At 45.2% G+C, this 15,982-nt stretch carries 19 protein-coding genes; 16 read left to right on the top strand and 3 right to left on the bottom strand.

Features of this window, described 5'->3' with window-relative positions; genetic code table 11:
* Positions 1-339: 339 nt before the first annotated feature.
* The 4 genes from FFM80_RS12185 to trxA all read left to right on the top strand — a co-directional run bounded on the left by FFM80_RS12185 (position 340) and on the right by trxA (position 4,199).
* Positions 340-837 (top strand): hypothetical protein, encoded by a 498-nt coding sequence (locus tag FFM80_RS12185; RefSeq protein ID WP_137641045.1) that lies wholly within the window; start codon positions 340-342, stop codon positions 835-837.
* A 226-nt stretch (positions 838-1,063) separates the two neighbouring features.
* Positions 1,064-1,315, top strand: coding sequence for a cell division protein ZapA (gene zapA / locus FFM80_RS12180; protein ID WP_137641044.1), 252 nt, complete (start codon positions 1,064-1,066; stop codon positions 1,313-1,315).
* Positions 1,316-1,368: 53 nt separating this feature from the next.
* Positions 1,369-3,735 carry an endonuclease MutS2 gene (locus FFM80_RS12175; RefSeq protein ID WP_137641043.1) on the top strand — a complete coding sequence of 789 codons (2,367 nt, stop codon included), beginning with the start codon at positions 1,369-1,371 and terminating at the stop codon, positions 3,733-3,735.
* Between the two features lie 149 nt (positions 3,736-3,884).
* Positions 3,885-4,199 (top strand): thioredoxin, encoded by a 315-nt coding sequence (trxA, locus tag FFM80_RS12170; protein WP_137634553.1) that lies wholly within the window; start codon positions 3,885-3,887, stop codon positions 4,197-4,199.
* Positions 4,200-4,310: 111 nt separating this feature from the next.
* On the opposite strand, the gene FFM80_RS12165 is transcribed toward trxA, so the two are convergent.
* Positions 4,311-4,820: a YslB family protein gene (locus FFM80_RS12165; protein ID WP_223877361.1), complete on the bottom strand. Its 510-nt coding sequence runs from the start codon at positions 4,818-4,820 to the stop codon at positions 4,311-4,313.
* A 258-nt stretch (positions 4,821-5,078) separates the two neighbouring features.
* Between FFM80_RS12165 and racE the strand changes: the two genes are divergently transcribed.
* The 6 genes from racE to FFM80_RS12135 all read left to right on the top strand — a co-directional run bounded on the left by racE (position 5,079) and on the right by FFM80_RS12135 (position 9,501).
* Positions 5,079-5,894, top strand: coding sequence for a glutamate racemase (gene racE, locus FFM80_RS12160; protein ID WP_137641041.1), 816 nt, complete (start codon positions 5,079-5,081; stop codon positions 5,892-5,894).
* Entirely contained in the window at positions 5,894-6,502 is a 609-nt protein-coding gene (locus FFM80_RS12155; protein WP_137641040.1) for an XTP/dITP diphosphatase, read from the top strand. The genes racE and FFM80_RS12155 overlap by 1 nt, the downstream gene beginning before the upstream one ends.
* Positions 6,499-7,017 (top strand): metallophosphoesterase, encoded by a 519-nt coding sequence (locus FFM80_RS12150; protein WP_137641039.1) that lies wholly within the window; start codon positions 6,499-6,501, stop codon positions 7,015-7,017. Before FFM80_RS12155 ends, FFM80_RS12150 begins: the two co-directional genes overlap by 4 nt.
* An 89-nt stretch (positions 7,018-7,106) precedes the next feature.
* Positions 7,107-7,601 (top strand): cyclic-di-AMP-binding protein CbpB, encoded by a 495-nt coding sequence (gene cbpB / locus FFM80_RS12145; protein WP_137641038.1) that lies wholly within the window; start codon positions 7,107-7,109, stop codon positions 7,599-7,601.
* A 17-nt stretch (positions 7,602-7,618) separates the two neighbouring features.
* On the top strand, positions 7,619-8,329 hold the full coding sequence (gene dapD / locus FFM80_RS12140) for a 2,3,4,5-tetrahydropyridine-2,6-dicarboxylate N-acetyltransferase (RefSeq protein WP_137641037.1): 711 nt from the start codon (positions 7,619-7,621) through the stop codon (positions 8,327-8,329).
* 17 nt (positions 8,330-8,346) lie between these two features.
* On the top strand, positions 8,347-9,501 hold the full coding sequence (locus FFM80_RS12135) for an N-acetyldiaminopimelate deacetylase (RefSeq protein ID WP_137641036.1): 1,155 nt from the start codon (positions 8,347-8,349) through the stop codon (positions 9,499-9,501).
* Between the two features lie 55 nt (positions 9,502-9,556).
* Here FFM80_RS12135 and FFM80_RS12130 read toward each other — a convergent pair whose 3' ends face one another.
* Positions 9,557-10,444: a mechanosensitive ion channel family protein gene (locus tag FFM80_RS12130; RefSeq protein ID WP_137641035.1), complete on the bottom strand. Its 888-nt coding sequence runs from the start codon at positions 10,442-10,444 to the stop codon at positions 9,557-9,559.
* 181 nt (positions 10,445-10,625) lie between these two features.
* Here FFM80_RS12130 and FFM80_RS12125 point away from each other — a divergent pair, with 181 nt between their 5' ends.
* The 5 genes from FFM80_RS12125 (at position 10,626) to FFM80_RS12110 (ending at position 13,489) form a co-directional block, all read left to right on the top strand.
* Positions 10,626-11,042 carry a DUF948 domain-containing protein gene (locus tag FFM80_RS12125; RefSeq protein WP_137636088.1) on the top strand — a complete coding sequence of 139 codons (417 nt, stop codon included), beginning with the start codon at positions 10,626-10,628 and terminating at the stop codon, positions 11,040-11,042.
* Between the two features lie 2 nt (positions 11,043-11,044).
* Positions 11,045-11,569: a YtxH domain-containing protein gene (locus FFM80_RS12120; protein WP_223877360.1), complete on the top strand. Its 525-nt coding sequence runs from the start codon at positions 11,045-11,047 to the stop codon at positions 11,567-11,569.
* Positions 11,570-11,639: 70 nt separating this feature from the next.
* Positions 11,640-11,789, top strand: coding sequence for a hypothetical protein (locus tag FFM80_RS14550; RefSeq protein WP_171001109.1), 150 nt, complete (start codon positions 11,640-11,642; stop codon positions 11,787-11,789).
* Between the two features lie 208 nt (positions 11,790-11,997).
* The gene (locus FFM80_RS12115; protein WP_137641034.1) at positions 11,998-12,456 is read left to right on the top strand and encodes a MerR family transcriptional regulator; all 459 of its coding nucleotides are present in this window, start codon (positions 11,998-12,000) and stop codon (positions 12,454-12,456) included.
* A gap of 79 nt (positions 12,457-12,535) precedes the next feature.
* Complete coding sequence (locus tag FFM80_RS12110; protein ID WP_137641033.1) at positions 12,536-13,489, top strand: aldo/keto reductase; 954 nt, start codon at positions 12,536-12,538, stop codon at positions 13,487-13,489.
* Positions 13,490-13,549: 60 nt separating this feature from the next.
* On the opposite strand, the gene FFM80_RS12105 is transcribed toward FFM80_RS12110, so the two are convergent.
* A complete protein-coding gene (locus FFM80_RS12105) occupies positions 13,550-14,659 on the bottom strand; it encodes a M24 family metallopeptidase (RefSeq protein WP_137641032.1) in 1,110 nt (369 codons plus the stop codon).
* A gap of 275 nt (positions 14,660-14,934) precedes the next feature.
* Here FFM80_RS12105 and ccpA point away from each other — a divergent pair, with 275 nt between their 5' ends.
* Entirely contained in the window at positions 14,935-15,945 is a 1,011-nt protein-coding gene (ccpA, locus tag FFM80_RS12100; RefSeq protein WP_137636092.1) for a catabolite control protein A, read from the top strand.
* The last annotated feature ends 37 nt before the right edge of the window (positions 15,946-15,982 follow it).

Raw genomic sequence — 15,982 nt, 5'->3', positions numbered from 1 at the left:
TAGGCACTGTCATGGTAAAACCTCAATTCGTTTTTACCAAGATTATACCTAAAAAAGATGTTTTCAAACAGACCCTAGTTACTTTGAAATTAGTATTGTTAAAAAGTGTCTTTTTATGTAAAACTTTCATTGAAAATTTTTCTTTGTGATGTTGCTGCGTGGTAACTTCGTATTAACATAGTGGAGTCTTCTTTCATATCTAGAAGGCCGATTTTTATTAATAAACTGGGATATAACATGATTATTAAATAAAACGCCTCGATATAATAGGAATACTGCTATTATGTTTATAGTGGCAGGAATGATTGAGTTTAAATAAATGGAATGGAAGTTATATAAATGAAACGATTTAAGCGTTTTGGAGTTATGTCGGTACTAGCATTACTAGTTGTGTTATTTGGATTGTCGATGACTAATCTAAATGTCCATGCGGGTGAAGAAAATATATATGTCACCAAACGGACAAAAACACCTAAAAAGTTAATGGGTACTTGGCAGTTCCAACACTATTATTCGGCCAAGGACTTGGGAACAAAGCATGGCAGTATGGTAACCTGGCGGGTAAAGCTGACTCGGAGTGGTAAAGGATCATACTACAAACACTGGTCTGGTACCAAAAAGCATCCATATCAGCATCTCTTTGATAAGCAGCATTTTAACAAAGTCTATCATACGAAATATAAAGGTCAATATGCGTTTACACCGTCAAAGCACTATCGAAAAAATAATGGCAATGGTCAAGTCGGATATGCTCAAATTGAGACGATGAAGCATCATCGTGGTCAACTATACTTTAGTATCCATTTGGAAGGTCTCGACTATAAGCGATTGAAGTAGCGTGCTTAGTAAATTAAGCTGGCTAATTCTTTTTAAGCCTTATGGAAATCAAGTTAAATCAGTACAGTAAGCATGTTCGGTAGCCGTTATATGGCAGCTGAACATGCTTTTTTAGCTTTAAATTGCAGTTCAACATGTCAAAATTACCACATCGTCCCCAAAAGTCGCATAAACCCCGCCAACATGCTAAAATATGAACTGTTATGAAAAAAGGAGCTGAAGACTTATGACAGCCAGTAAACGCCGATTCAAGGCGACCATTGACGGCCATGCGTATACGATTATCGGCAGTGCGTCCGATCAGCATATGCAGACCGTGACTGAAATGATGAATACACAAATTAAACAGTTAAGAAAACTATCATCAGATCTATCGAATGAGCAGATTGCCATTTTACTTGCATTCAATGCCATTTCTGATCAGGTGGATAAGCAAGCGGAGTTATTAAAAATGCAAGCAGATGATGCTGAAGCTTAGCGACAGCATCTTTTTTTACGGCTTGCGAACACGATGCAACTAGGAGGGTTAAGTTGAATCCAAAAGTTTTAAAAACATTAGAATACCAGCAAGTTAAGCAGCAGTTGGCACCGTACTTAGTGTCAGCAGCTGGTCAAAAAGAATTAAGTGAGCTGCAGCCAATGAGCGACGTGGCGGCGGTCCAATTAGCGTTAGATGAAACCAATGATGGCGCCGAAGTTTATCGGCTAAAGGGCGGCATTCCGATTGCTCGGTTAGCCGACATTGCACCGCATATGAAGCGACTAGCAATTGGGGCGACTTTAAATGGGAGTGAACTAGGGCAAGTTGGGCGCATTTTAAAGACCACCCGCGCAATTGTCCGGTTCTTTGACGACCTTTTAGAAGACTCACCGGAAAACGGCATTCGTCACTTGTTCGATGAAGTTCAGGAACTAGTGACGTTGCCAGAAGTGACTAAGCGACTGGCCACGGCGATTGAAGGCGATGGCCATATCACCGATGACGCGTCACCAGAACTCAGCAGCATCCGAAGTCATATCAGCAAGACCGAGGGTGAGATTCGCTCGAAGATGGAACAATACACCCGTGGTAAGGATGCGAAGTATTTAAGTGATCCGATTATTACTATTAGAAATGATCGGTATGTTATTCCGGTCAAGGCCGAGAATCGCAGTCGTTTTGGCGGTATTGTCCATGACCAAAGCGCGAGTGGTCAGACATTATTCATTGAACCACAAGCTGTGATGGCGTTAAATGACCGCTTACGGCAGAATCAAGTGGCTGAAAAGGCCGAAGAACAACGTATCTTGGAAGAATTATCAAACTTGATTTCACCATATCAAGATGAGATTATGCAAAATGCGGCGATCTTAGGTCACTTTGACTCCATCAACGCCAAAGCCCGCTATGCTCATGATATGAAGGCAACTGAACCAGCTGTATCTACAGAGAATCAGGTTTATTTACGGCAGGCACGCCATCCTTTAATTGATCAAAAGAAAGTCGTTGCGAATGACATTACGTTAGGTACGGACTATCAGGCGATTGTGATTACAGGACCCAACACTGGTGGGAAGACCATCACGTTGAAGACGTTAGGCTTACTGCAATTAATGGGCCAATCCGGGTTATTTATTCCGGTGGATGAAGGTAGTCGGATTGGGATTTATCATGAGATTTTTGCCGATATCGGTGATGAACAATCGATTGAGCAAAACTTGAGTACCTTTTCTTCCCATATGGAAAACATTGAAAGCTTCTTGAAGCAAATTGATGCACACAGCTTAGTGTTAGTCGATGAACTTGGCGCTGGGACCGATCCGCAAGAAGGGGCTGCGTTAGCGATTGCCATCTTGGATGCAATCGGGTCACATGGCAGTCAAGTGGTCGCCACGACCCATTACCCAGAACTAAAAGCGTATGGGTTCAACCGACCAGATACGATTAATGCCAGCATGGAGTTTGATGAGCAGACCTTAAAGCCAACGTATCGCTTATTAGTTGGGATTCCGGGGCGTAGTAATGCGTTAGACATTGCGCAACGTTTAGGGATTCCCGTTGAAATCGTGGATCAAGCGCGGTCACTGACCGATACCGATAGCCAGGACCTGAATGCGATGATTGCGGACTTAGTGGCGAAGCGGAAGCAAGTCGAAGACGAACAACTGCATTTAACGGCGGAAGTGGCTGATTCGGACAAGTTGCACAAGCAATTGAAGAGTGAATTCAATGCCTATCAACAACGTAAGGATCAATTGATTGAGGATGCCAAGGTGCAGGCCAACGCGATTGTTGAGAAGAGCAAGACGAAGGCCGATGCCATTATTAGTGATTTGCGGAAGAAGCAATTAGCTAGCGGGACGGTTAACGTTAAAGAAAATGAATTGATTGATGCCAAGGGCGCGTTAAACGCCCTTGAACAACAACCTAAGCTCAAGAAAAACCGCGTTTTGCGGCATGAAAAGGCCAAACAAGATTTCCATACGGGTGATGATGTGCTCGTCAAATCATATGGACAACGTGGGGTCTTGATGCAGCAAATGGGTAAGCATGCCTGGGAAGTTCAATTAGGCATCTTAAAGATGAGGATTGAAACCAGTGACATGGAGCGGGTTAAGCCTGAAGCGGAGCCGAAACAGGCGCGCGCCGTGGTCAAGAGTGCCAATGCTAGTCATGTTTCGCCTAACTTGGATTTGCGTGGGGTCCGTTATGAAGACGCCATGATGCAAGTTGATCGTTACATTGACGCGGCCTTATTGGCAGGCTATCCATCGGTTACTATCGTGCATGGTAAAGGTACCGGAGCATTGCGTGAAGGGATTACCAACTACTTGCAGACGAATCGACAAGTCAAAGACTTTCACTTTGCGGCGCCGAACCATGGTGGTAATGGCGCTACCGAAGTCACGTTCAAATAGACTTGCGTTTTACTGGTCGTGAGCGTCGGTTCACGGTAAACTTAAGGTGATAAATCGGTAATCGATTGTGAACAAATTGTTTGTGCTTTGGTCATTTACTGATATACTTACTATAAGTAAATGGATAAAATTTAAGGAGGCCGATCAAAATGGTCGTAGCAACTACTGATAAGACTTTTGAAAGCGATACTGCTAAAGGTGTCACGTTAACTGATTTCTGGGCAACTTGGTGTGGTCCATGTCGGATGCAATCACCTGTCGTTGAACAATTAGATGGTGAAATGGGTGACCAAGTCACTTTCAACAAGATGGACGTCGATGCTAACCCTGAAACTGCCAGCAACTTTGGTATTATGAGTATCCCAACTTTATTAGTTAAAAAAGACGGCGAAGTGGTTGATACTTTGGTTGGTTATCATTCCAAAGAACAAATTAAAAAGACCTTAGATCAATATTTAGCTTAAATTGATTGCAGGACGAAAGCACGGCCGCTTAAAACGGTCGTGCTTTTTTTCATAACTAAAATAGCGCCTTAGTCCGAAACGCAATGGTTCGGACTAAGGCGCTATTTGACGTTAATTTTCAGAAGCATCCGGGTCAACATCCGGGCGCACGATGTCGATCGGAGTGGCTGGGTCGTGATTAGTTAGCGGCTGCTTGTGGTCAACCGTTACGGCCATTTCAATCTTCAACCGTTTAGTGGCCGTGAGCTTCGCTTCACTGACACAGTTAAACCGTTGGGCGGCTTGTTCAGCAAGAAAACCGGTTTCTAACATATAATCGGGATTTTTAATGGCGGCGTTGCGGCGGGCAACGGGTTCGCCATTCAGTTCATAAGTTAAGAGGTCGTTACTGGTACTCGTGACAACCAAGTGGCCCCAACCAGCTTGATCGAAAAAGGTGACCAAATCTGCATCGCTGTCCACAGGAAACTTGCGGGCTAGGTCTTTACCGGCCCAATAGAGAATACCGCTGCTATCGTCACCTAATAGGTTCGGTAGGAGGGCATCGCGTAAAATTTCCACGCTTAAAACGGAGGATTTGGCGGCATTACCGGCAAATTGAGAATAAAAGGCGTTCGTCATGATAGATCCTTTCCATGTGTGTAATCGCAGCATTACGGCCGCTTTATAAATGTTATTATACCTTGTTTCGGCGTCCTTGCGGCAATTTTCCGTGAATTTTACCAAATTGTCAGCTTTGATCGAGTTGGACTTGACCAGGGACTGGAACCAGTGTTACCACCGTTTGAACTGGTTAATGCACCGGGTGACTGGCTTGAAATCACGCCTAAAAAAGGCCATAATAAAGATTCAGAATTAAGCGAACGGAGCGTTTTAAATATGGCAGATGAACATGCAATTGGTTTCATGGATTCTGGCGTGGGCGGCTTAACGGTTGTTAAACAAGCGTTAAAGCAACTGCCACGCGAAACAGTGACTTTTATTGGCGATCAGGCGCGCTTACCATACGGGCCGCGTCCGAGCGCTCAAGTGCGTGAGTTTAGTTGGCAGATGGCGACGTTTTTATTGAAGCAAGACATTAAAATGTTAGTGATTGCTTGCAATACAGCCACTGCAGCGGCGTTGCCTGATTTACGGGCGAAACTTAAGATTCCAGTGATTGGCGTGATTTCACCCGGTTCTCGAGCGGCGTTAAAAGCATCGCATTCTAAGAAGATCGGCGTCTTAGGGACGGAAGGGACGATCAAGAGTCATGCGTATCGTGACGCCATCTTGACCAAAGATCCCGATGCTCAAGTGATTGAGCTGGCGTGTCCAAAGTTTGTGCCGTTAGTGGAGTCTAATGAGTATCGGTCAACCGTGGCTAAACGGGTCGTGGCTGAAACTTTACGCCCGCTACAGACGAGCGGCATTGATACATTAGTCTTAGGCTGCACGCATTATCCATTGTTACGACCGTTGATTCAAAATGTGATGGGTCCCGACGTCACGTTGATTGATTCCGGCGCCGAGACGGTTAACGGTGTTTCATTTATGCTGGATTATATGGATATTGCCAATACGCAGGCGACCAAGACTTATCCGGATAGATTTTATACGACTGGTTCAGCGGATCAGTTTGCAGCGATTGCGCGCGACTGGTTGGATCAACCAAACTTTCATGTTAGTCAAACTACTTTAGGCGGTGATCGGTAATGAGTAAACCACAGACATTAATTATTGCGACGAAGAATCCCGGTAAAGCTCGCGAATTTGCAGAGATGTTCCGCGATTATGCGATTGAGATCAAGACATTAGCTGATTTTCCTGATATTCCCGAAATTACGGAAAATGGCATTACGTTTGAAGAAAATGCCACGACCAAAGCGACTGCAGTGGTCAACGCTACGGGCTTACCGGCGATTGCGGATGATTCCGGCTTAATGGTCGATGCGTTGCATGGCGATCCAGGGGTATTATCGGCGCGATATGCCGGTGATCATAATGATGCGGCAAATAATGCCAAGCTGTTGGCGAATCTCGGCGGGGTCCCCGAAGCTAAACGGACGGCAACGTTCCATACCACTTTAGTGGCGCTAAAGCCTAATGGTCAAAAGCTCGTCGTCGATGGCGAGTTGCGGGGCCGGATTTTGATTGCGCCACGCGGTGACAATGGGTTTGGTTACGATCCGTTATTTTGGTCAGATCAGTTTCAAAAGTCCTTGGCCCAATTAACGGATGCTCAGAAGAATTCGATTAGTCATCGTGGTGCGGCGTTACGGCAATTAATGCCAAAATTTGATGAATGGTGGGATGCACAATGAAGTGTTTAGTGGTGAGTGACAGTCATGGTGATCGCGATATTTTAGTGCGGCTTTTAAAGGCTTATCAGGGCAAAGTCGATGCCTTTTTCCATTGTGGCGATTCGGAGTTGCAGCATGATGATCCGGTCTTTAACGACATGGCAGTCGTGCAAGGCAATATGGACTTCGACGATCAGTTGCCCAATGCCGTGACCAAGACGGTGGCAGGGGTGACCGTCTACATGACGCATGGACATTTGGTTGGCGTTAATCTATCACTGGATCATCTACTGGCCAACGCCCAACAACAGCACGCCCAATTAGCGTGCTTTGGTCACACCCATCAGTTAGGTGTGGAGCGCCATGCCGGTACGTTACTATTGAACCCTGGCAGTATTAGTTATCCTCGGGGTGAATTTACGCGGATTGGTGGTACGTATGCAATCGTTGACACTGATGGGCAAACGTTTGACGTGCAGTACTATGATCGCTCAATGGCGCCAGTACCAGAATTAAGCTTTCATTTCGACCACTAAAGAAAGTTAAAAGCTTGAGCAAAACGCCGTCATTATTTTTGAGTTTCAGGTAAAATAGTGAGTAGAGGTTTTGAGGAGGTTTTTGGCTGATGTTAATTAAACCAGTTGAGGATATGCTCTTGCGTAATGCTGACCATTACTTGATTCCGGCTGACATTGTTGCTAATGTCCAAACTGATAATAACTTGTACCACGCCTTTTTAGTGTTGACGAAGATTAAATATTCGAAGATTCCGGTTCTTGATAATGCCGGGCACTTTGAAGGCTTGATTTCGTTACCGATGATCACTGAGAAAATGTTGGGCTTTGACCAGCTCAATACAGAGGTATTAATGGATTGTCGCGTGAGTGAAGTCATGGAACGTGACGTGAAGACGGTTGAACGCGTTGAAGATGTTGAGACTAGCTTACACTTGATGATTGACAATCCATTTGTGCCCGTTGTGGATGCAAATGGTATCTTTAACGGTATCGTCACGCGGCGTGAATTTATGAAGAGTTTTAACTTTCTGACGCATGAAATCGGGAAGCAATATGATATGATTGAGAAGGATTTTTCGACGAGCGAAAAAGCTAAATCGTAATTTATGGAGGGTGTAAAATGGCAAAATTAGATGCACAATCAATTATTAACTATATTGGCAATGCAAAAAAGCAAACGCCAGTTAAAGTTTACGTTAAAGGTCAACTTGACCAACTTGATGTTCCAGCTGGGATTAAGACGTTCTTTAGCGGTAACGCCGGTGTTTTATTCGGCGACTGGGCCGTTGTTGAACCTTTCTTGAAGGCTAATGCGGCTAAAATTGAAGACTCACAATTAGAAAATGGTGCCCGTAATTCCGCGGTCCCAATGACGGATTTAAAGCAATATAACGCACGGATCGAACCCGGGGCCTTTATTCGCGACCAAGTCTTGATTGGTGACAATGCCGTGATCATGATGGGGGCCGTCATTAATATTGGGGCTGAAATTGGTGCTGGCTCAATGATCGATATGGGAGCCGTTTTAGGTGGCCGTGCTTTGGTCGGTAAGAACTGTCATATTGGTGCCGGTGCTGTGTTAGCTGGCGTGGTAGAACCACCGTCGGCTGACCCTGTTCGGATCGATGATGATGTCTTAGTCGGCGCTAACGCCGTGATTGTTGAAGGCGTGCATGTCGGTAAAGGGGCCGTAGTTGGTGCCGGCGCAGTTGTCTTAGATGACGTTGCACCATATACCGTTGTTGGGGGAACTCCAGCCCGGAAACTAAAAGATATCGATGCTAAGACTAAGGACAAGACTGAATTAATGTCGGCCTTGCGTCAACTTTAATTCGGGAGGGATCGTTGATGGCATTACAAGAAGCCGATTTATTGCCAATTTATCAACATTTACATCAGATTCCTGAATTGGGTTTGGAAGAACACGAAACGCAAGCCTACCTCTTATCAATCATTGCGAAGATGCCCCAAACCTATTTGACGATTAAGCAGATTCCAAGTCTGGATACGGCGATTTTGGTCAAGGTCAGTGGACAATCACATGACTATCGGATTGGTTATCGGACGGATATCGATGGGTTACCGGTGACTGAAGCGACGGACTTACCATTTAAGTCCCAGCATCCAGGCAAGATGCATGCTTGTGGTCACGATATTCACATGTCAGTCGCATTAGGGATTTTGAGTTACTTTGCTGAAAATCAACCGACGACTGATATGATTTTCATGTTCCAACCAGCCGAGGAAAATGCTTCCGGTGGGATGCGGTTGTATCAAAGCGGGGCTTTAGACCAAGACTGGATGCCCGATGAAATCTTTGCCTTCCATGACAACCCTGATCTACCAGCGGGTGCGATTGGTTGTCGGATGGGGACGTTATTTGCTGGGACCTGCGAGATTCATGCGCATTTGACCGGGAAGAGTGGTCATGCGGCCTTTCCACATAATGCTAATGATATGGTCGTGGCCGGGTCGGCGTTAGTCCAACAATTACAAACGATTGTGTCACGTAATGTGGATCCGATTCAAAGCGGCGTTGTGACATTAGGACACTTCACTGCCGGAACAATCGGCAACGTTATTGCGGGTGAAGCCCAGATTGATGGGACGATTCGCGCCTTGACGCAAGATATGAACTTGCATATTCAACGGCGGGTGCGGACGATTGTTGAAGGAATCGCATTAGCCTATGATTGCCAGATTGACCTCGACTTGCATCAAGGCGGGTATTATCCGGTTGAAAATAACGATGCGATTACCGCTGACTTTATGCAGTATATGCAAAAGGATGCGGACGTCAACTTTATCGAAACCCGGCCAGCGATGACCGGCGAAGACTTCGGTTATCTGATTCATCAGATTCCGGGGACGATGTTTTGGTTAGGGGTCGATAGTCCTTATTCGCTCCATTCTGAACATATGGTGCCGCATACGAGTGCTATTATGGCCGGGGTGAATGCGATGACGGGTTACTTGACCCATCGTAACGACTTACAAAAATAAGTGATTTAAAAAGGTTCCAGCCACCGAGTAATACTCAGTGGCTGGAACCTTTGCGTTATTTGGGATGGGTCAAGTTCAAGGTTGGCGAGGGTAACTGGATACCAGCGGCTTTGGCGGCAGCTAAGTAGGCCGCTAAAAAGTCACGTTGGATGGCGAATTGCATGCCGTTTTTAACATAGAACTGTACGCGGAAAACCAACGTCCCATCAGCCTGTGTGGCGACGCCTTGAATATCAGGCTCGCCAATAATATCTGGGTAGTTAGGCATCAAGCTTTGATTGGTTTCCTTGACAGCCTGCGTCAAGTCTTTGATTGGTGTATTGGTTAAGATATGCAAGTCAATTAAGACGCGCATGTCATTTCGCGACTGATTACTAATAATCAGAATTCTGCGGTTCGGCACAAAGTTGAGCGTGCCATCCGGACTGGTAATTTGCGTCGTTCGTAAGCCCATCGCCGAAACGGTACCTTCAATGGTTTCAATCTTAACGTAGTCACCCACATCGAATTGTTCTTCTAGTAAGATGAAGAAACCAGTGACGATATCGCTGACAAAGCCTTGCGCCCCTAAGCCTAATGCGACACTAAAAATCCCAGCACTGGCAATTAAGGTTCCCACCGGCACGCCTAGTACCGACAAGACGGCGTAGAGCGCAAAGAACATAATAATATAGTGGAAAATATTGAGTAATAGCGTAAAAATCGTCGAAATTCGGTTCGATGCGGTATTACTCGTCTTGGCGTTAGTAATAAAGATGTGATGGATTAGGTGCTTGCCTAATCGGTCAATGATCCAAAATAAGACCACGAACAGAATAATCTCAACAATCTTACCGCCAATGTTAATGATAATTTGTTGCCAATCGATCTTCGCTGCTAATTTCATCCAAACGGAGACTTGTTTGGTGGGCGCATCGACGGCTAACGTTAATGGAAAAAACATGCTTTCACCCTCGTTAAAGTAATCTGATAACTAGTGTAGCAGACTTTCTGGCACCTGACTATCCGTATCTAGTCCTAAGGCGGGATAATCGTGGATGTAAGCACTTTTTTGATTGCAGTATTTTTATGACAATGCTATGCTTGTTTTAATGTAAAAAGGTCGTTGAAGGAGGAATTTTAAGATGATTGCACATATTGCGGGCATCATTGCCGCCGTCGCATTTTTAGTGCTAGTTTGTTTTATTGGCATTTTCTTAGTGCGCATGACTAAAACAATGGGTGAAATTAACCGGAGTTTGAACACGATCACGGATGATGTGGATGCCTTATCCCACCAGACGGAAAATATCATGTCGAATGCCAATGAATTATTAAAAGATGTGAATGGTAAGGTCGCTTCAATCGACCCCGCCTTTCAAGCGATGGGTGACTTGGGCCAAAGCGTTTCAGATTTAAATGCTGCGACGCGTGAGTTAACCGCGAAAGTCGGTAAGAACAACGAAAAGAAGAATCGATTTGCGAGTGCCACTAAGGTCGGTAAAGCGGCGTTTGACGTTTATCGTGACCGGCGGAACAAGCACCACGATGAGGAGGAATAAGTATGTCGAAAAAAGCATTCTTAGTTGGATTAGCATTGGGCGGGGCAGTGATTGCCCGCGTCGCCATGAAGATGGATGATGAGAAGAAAGCCGACTTAAAGCAACGGGCGCAACAAGGGCTAGCCGATTTCAAGGATCGCGCGATTGATTACGCCTTTTACGCCAACGATGCCGCTGAAGACTTTAAGGAAGAAGCTGGCAAACAATTTGCCGCTGCTAAAGATAAAGTTGCTGACATCGCTGATCAATATCAAGCTGCTAAGGACGAAGGTGGCGACAGCTTCAGCAGTAATTTAGATGAAGCAACTGACAGCTTGCGTTCTGAATTGGCTCAGGTTGAAGCTGACGATGCTGATAACGCGAATGACGATATCGTCATTGATAGTGCCGCCGCATTTGGTGCGGATGATAGCGCTGATAGTGAAGCATCAACTGAGGATTCTGCTGCTGATGAACCAGAAACATCAGCTGCTAGTGAAGCTGAGGATACTGCAACTTCCGCTGATGATGATCAGCCAGAAGCTTAAATGATGATTTTTGAAAAACGACCCGACATTGTGTGGGTCGTTTTTTAGGCCAATTAATGAGGGCTATTTGATGCGTAAATTAGTGACTTATCCAGCCGTATTTATCTCAGATCAGACAACGAACAAGCTAATGATTATTTTTCCCGATGTTTCTGGGGCGACTAGTCAGACTGATATGATTGAGATTGCTAAATGCAAGCCACAACGGTTTTGGGATTGATGCTATATGATACTAAACGTTACCAGCAATGACGCCGTTAGCGACGATTCAGGCTAGATATCCAAATGACACAATCCAGCTTATCACGATTGATTTGAAGCAAGCTAGTATAGACGTCATTGAGCGGACTGCACCGTACCATTTTTAAGTTACCGATTAGGCTTAGCGATTAGCTGGGCCTATTTTTATCTTTATAGGAGTTGAAAATATGTTATATTCCATTGGGACGGTTGCCAAAAAGACCGGCCTTTCAAGTTACACTTTACGTTACTATGAAAAAGCGGGCCTGACCCCGTTTGTGAAACGGGATGATCATGGCCGGCGGATCTTTAATGATGATGATTTAGATTTATTAGCGTTGATTCGCTGTTTGAAGCAGACGGGGATGCCGTTAGAAGACATTCGGCAGTTTGTTAGTTGGTGTCAGGCTGGCGATGGGACGTTGGCCGAACGTTTAGCGATGTTCCAGCAACAAAAATTGGCGGTTGAACAACAGATTCATGAATCGTTATTGAACTTACAAAAGGTCAATCATAAAATCGATGTCTATCAGCGCGCGGTTGCTGCTGGGAGTGAAGGCCTGGTAGACTGTGATAGCCTGTCACAGTTGTCAGCTGATGAGTTACTAGCTCAAGTCAAAGCGTATGAAGCCGCGCAAAAGTTGTAAGCAATTATTGACTTAGAGTCCCCTCTAAGGACTATCCTGTAAGCGTGGTTTGAAATTCAACCAAAGGAGTGTTTACAGGATGAAACTACTTAACTTAGGTGATACGTCTATCAAGGTATCAGCCGTGGCATTAGGTATTATGCGAATGGTACGGTTGAACCCGACGGACGCGGCTAATATTTTAGCGACGGTCCATGCTCAGGGCGTCAATTTTATTGATAGTGCGGATATTTACGGTAACGGCCAATCCGAAACGACTTTTGGGACCGCTTTAAAGCAATCCGGCTTGTCACGGGATGATTTCTTTATCCAATCTAAAGGCGGGATCGTCCTTGATCCGCAAAGAAGTCGTGGTGAACTGGTCTTTGGCCAACGCTATGATTTTTCTAAGCAACATTTGATTGCAACGGTCGATGGCATCTTAAAGCGGATGCAGCTTGATTATTTGGATTCGTTCTTACTACATCGACCAGATCCGCTAATGGACTTAGACGAGGTGGCCGCGGCTTTTGATGAGTTACAAACGGCCGGCAAGGTGCGGCATTTTGGCGTGTCTAACTTTAACCCGATGCAAGTGGCGATGTTACAAGCGAATTTAGACCAAAAGCTGATCATTAATCAGTTACAATTTGGTGTAATGCATACCGGGCCCATTCAATTTGGGTTGCATACGAACATGCAAGACACGGCTAGCTTGAATCATGATGGTGAGATTATTGAGTATTCACGGTTACATCACATGACGATTCAAGCTTGGTCGCCGTATCAATATGGGATGTTTGCCGGGACCTTCATTGATAATCCGAAGTTCCCCGCCTTAAATGCGAAATTGCAGGCGTTAGCGGATCACTATGGCGTCACGAAGAATGCAATTGCGACTGCCTGGATCTTGCGGCACCCAGCAAAAATGCAAGTGATCTTAGGCTCGATGAATCCGCAACACTTAACGGAAAGTATTGCCGGGGCCGATGTCACGTTGACCAAGCAAGAGTGGTATGATGTCTACTTTGCTGCTGGTAATGATTTACCTTAAACTTAGTGCTAATAAAAACGACTTACCCGTTAAAATCGGGTAGGCCGCTTTTTGATTAATCTAGAGATCTAAAATTTTCATTTCTTTGGACGTATGGGTGAATGGCTTGAAGCCTTCCTTAGTGACAACCCCACAGTCTTCGATCCGGACACCGGCAACGCCTGGAATGTAAATCCCAGGTTCGATTGAGAAACACATCCCTTCAACTAATGGCATGTGGTTACCGGCCATGATGGATGGAAATTCATGGTCAGTCTGGCCTAAGCCATGGCCGAGACGGTGAATGAAGTAGTCACCGTAACCGGCTTTGGTGATGATGTCACGGGCAATCTTGTCAACGTCTTCGGCAGGCATCCCAGGTTTAACTGCGGCTTGGGCCGTTAATTGGGCTTCTAAACAAACATCAAAAATTTCTTTTTGTTTAGCCGTTGGTTGACCGTAAGCAATGGTCCGTGAAGCATCGGAAGCATAGCCTTCATACATGACCCCAAGATCAAATAGGACTAATTCATTTGGTTTAACTTGGATCTCGTTAGTAGCGCCATGTGGTTCAGCCGCATGGGTCCCAGCTTGAACTAAGGTGCCAAAGCTCATTTCCATAATCCCTTTTTGCATTAAGGCATATTGGAGTTCGGCGGCAATTTGTTGTTCCGTCCGACCGGCTTTAACGGCAGCGAAACCTTGTTCAAAAGCGAAGTCGGCCCACTTGCCAGCCATGTTCAACTTTTCAAGTTCATCTGGTGTTTTGACTAACCGTAGTTGTTGAATCATTGGTGATAAGTTCTTATCAAAATGAGCAGCTGGGAATTGGGCTTTGATGGCTTGGAAACGATCCAAGGTCAAGTTGCCTTCTTCTAAAGCCCAGACTTTTGGATCAGTTAATTGGTCGTGAATATGGGTCGCGATTAAGGCGTAAGGATCTTCATGGTCGAGGTAGCCATAGACGGGATAAGGCCAGCCAGTCCCTTTGATGGCTTCGACTTCAAGGGCGGGAGCGAATAAGAATGGTTCCGCATCAGCGAAGATGAACAGTGCTAGTGTCCGTTCGATGGGGTCACTCCCAAATCCGGTTAAATAAGAAATCGTATGAAAATCACTCACATAAGTCACGTCAACATGGTTATCATTGGTCCATTGACGAACTTGTTGTAGCTTGGTGTAATCTGCCACTTCAATCACTCCTTGAATTTTTTGAACCTATTACTAGGTTACTTATAAGTTAGTATAGCGCTGTTAGGGATGAAATTGGACCCGAAAACCTTGAAAATTTTGCCGCTAGCTGTGTAAAATGTTGAATTTTTGAAAGAAATACGGTATTATTTTCATGAAAGCGATTTCAATATCTGTCATGAGTTGCAACGCGACCGTTAATTTGCTATATTGGTTGATGTTGCATGAAAACGAATGAAAACATATGATACCAAGTAAGAAAGGGCTATTTTAATATGGAAAAACAAACAGTAACGATTTATGATGTGGCACGTGAAGCGGCGGTTTCAATGGCCACCGTCTCACGGGTCGTTAATGGGAATCCGAATGTCAAGCCAGCGACACGTAAGAAGGTCTTGGCAGTAATCGAACGCCTTGATTATCGGCCAAACGCGGTTGCCCGTGGCTTAGCTAGCAAGCGTTCGACGACGGTGGGGGTTATTATCCCAGACGTCACGAACATTTATTTTGCGTCATTAGCCCGTGGGATTGATGACATTGCGATGATGTACAAGTACAATATCATTTTGACTAACTCCGACGATGCCGGCGAACAAGAAGTGAATGTCTTGAACACGTTAATGGCTAAGCAAGTTGATGGGGTCATCTTCATGGGAAACCATATCGATGATAAGCTCCGTGCTGAATTCAAACGTGCTAAAGCGCCCGTTGTGTTAGCCGGAACGGTTGACCCACAAGGCGAAACGCCAAGTGTTAACATCGACTATGCCGCAGCGGTTGAAGAAGCGGTCACTGCGTTAATCAAGCGCGGTCACGAAAAGATTGCCATTGCCTTAGGACCGTTGTCACAATCAATCAACGCTGAATACCGGTTAGCCGGTTACAAACGTGCTTTGAACAAGGCAAAGTTGCCATATGACGACAAGTTGGTTTATGAAGCCGGCTACTCATACGATGCTGGGACCAAGTTACAACCCGTTATCGCGGATAGTGGTGCAACTGCGGTCTTCGTTGGCGACGATGAAATGGCGGCTGGGATTATCAATGCTAGTGTTGAATCTGGGATTAGTATTCCAGACGACTTAGAAGTCATCACTAGTAACGATACGATTGTGACCCAAATTGCGCGGCCAGCCATCACGTCAATCACACAACCTTTGTATGATATTGGTGCCGTTGCCATGCGGATGTTAACCAAGTTAATGAACGATAAAGAACTCGACGAAAAGACCGTTACCTTACCATATGGGATTGTCCGTCGGGGCTCAACAAAATCAGCTGAATAGGTTAAGTTATTTGGCGTATACTAGGTTCAGGACTTCG

The organism is Lactiplantibacillus dongliensis (assembly GCF_005405105.1).
Classification (GTDB): domain Bacteria; phylum Bacillota; class Bacilli; order Lactobacillales; family Lactobacillaceae; genus Lactiplantibacillus; species Lactiplantibacillus dongliensis.
Note: the sequence above shows the minus strand (reverse complement) of the source record. Positions and strands in the feature narration are given on the sequence as shown.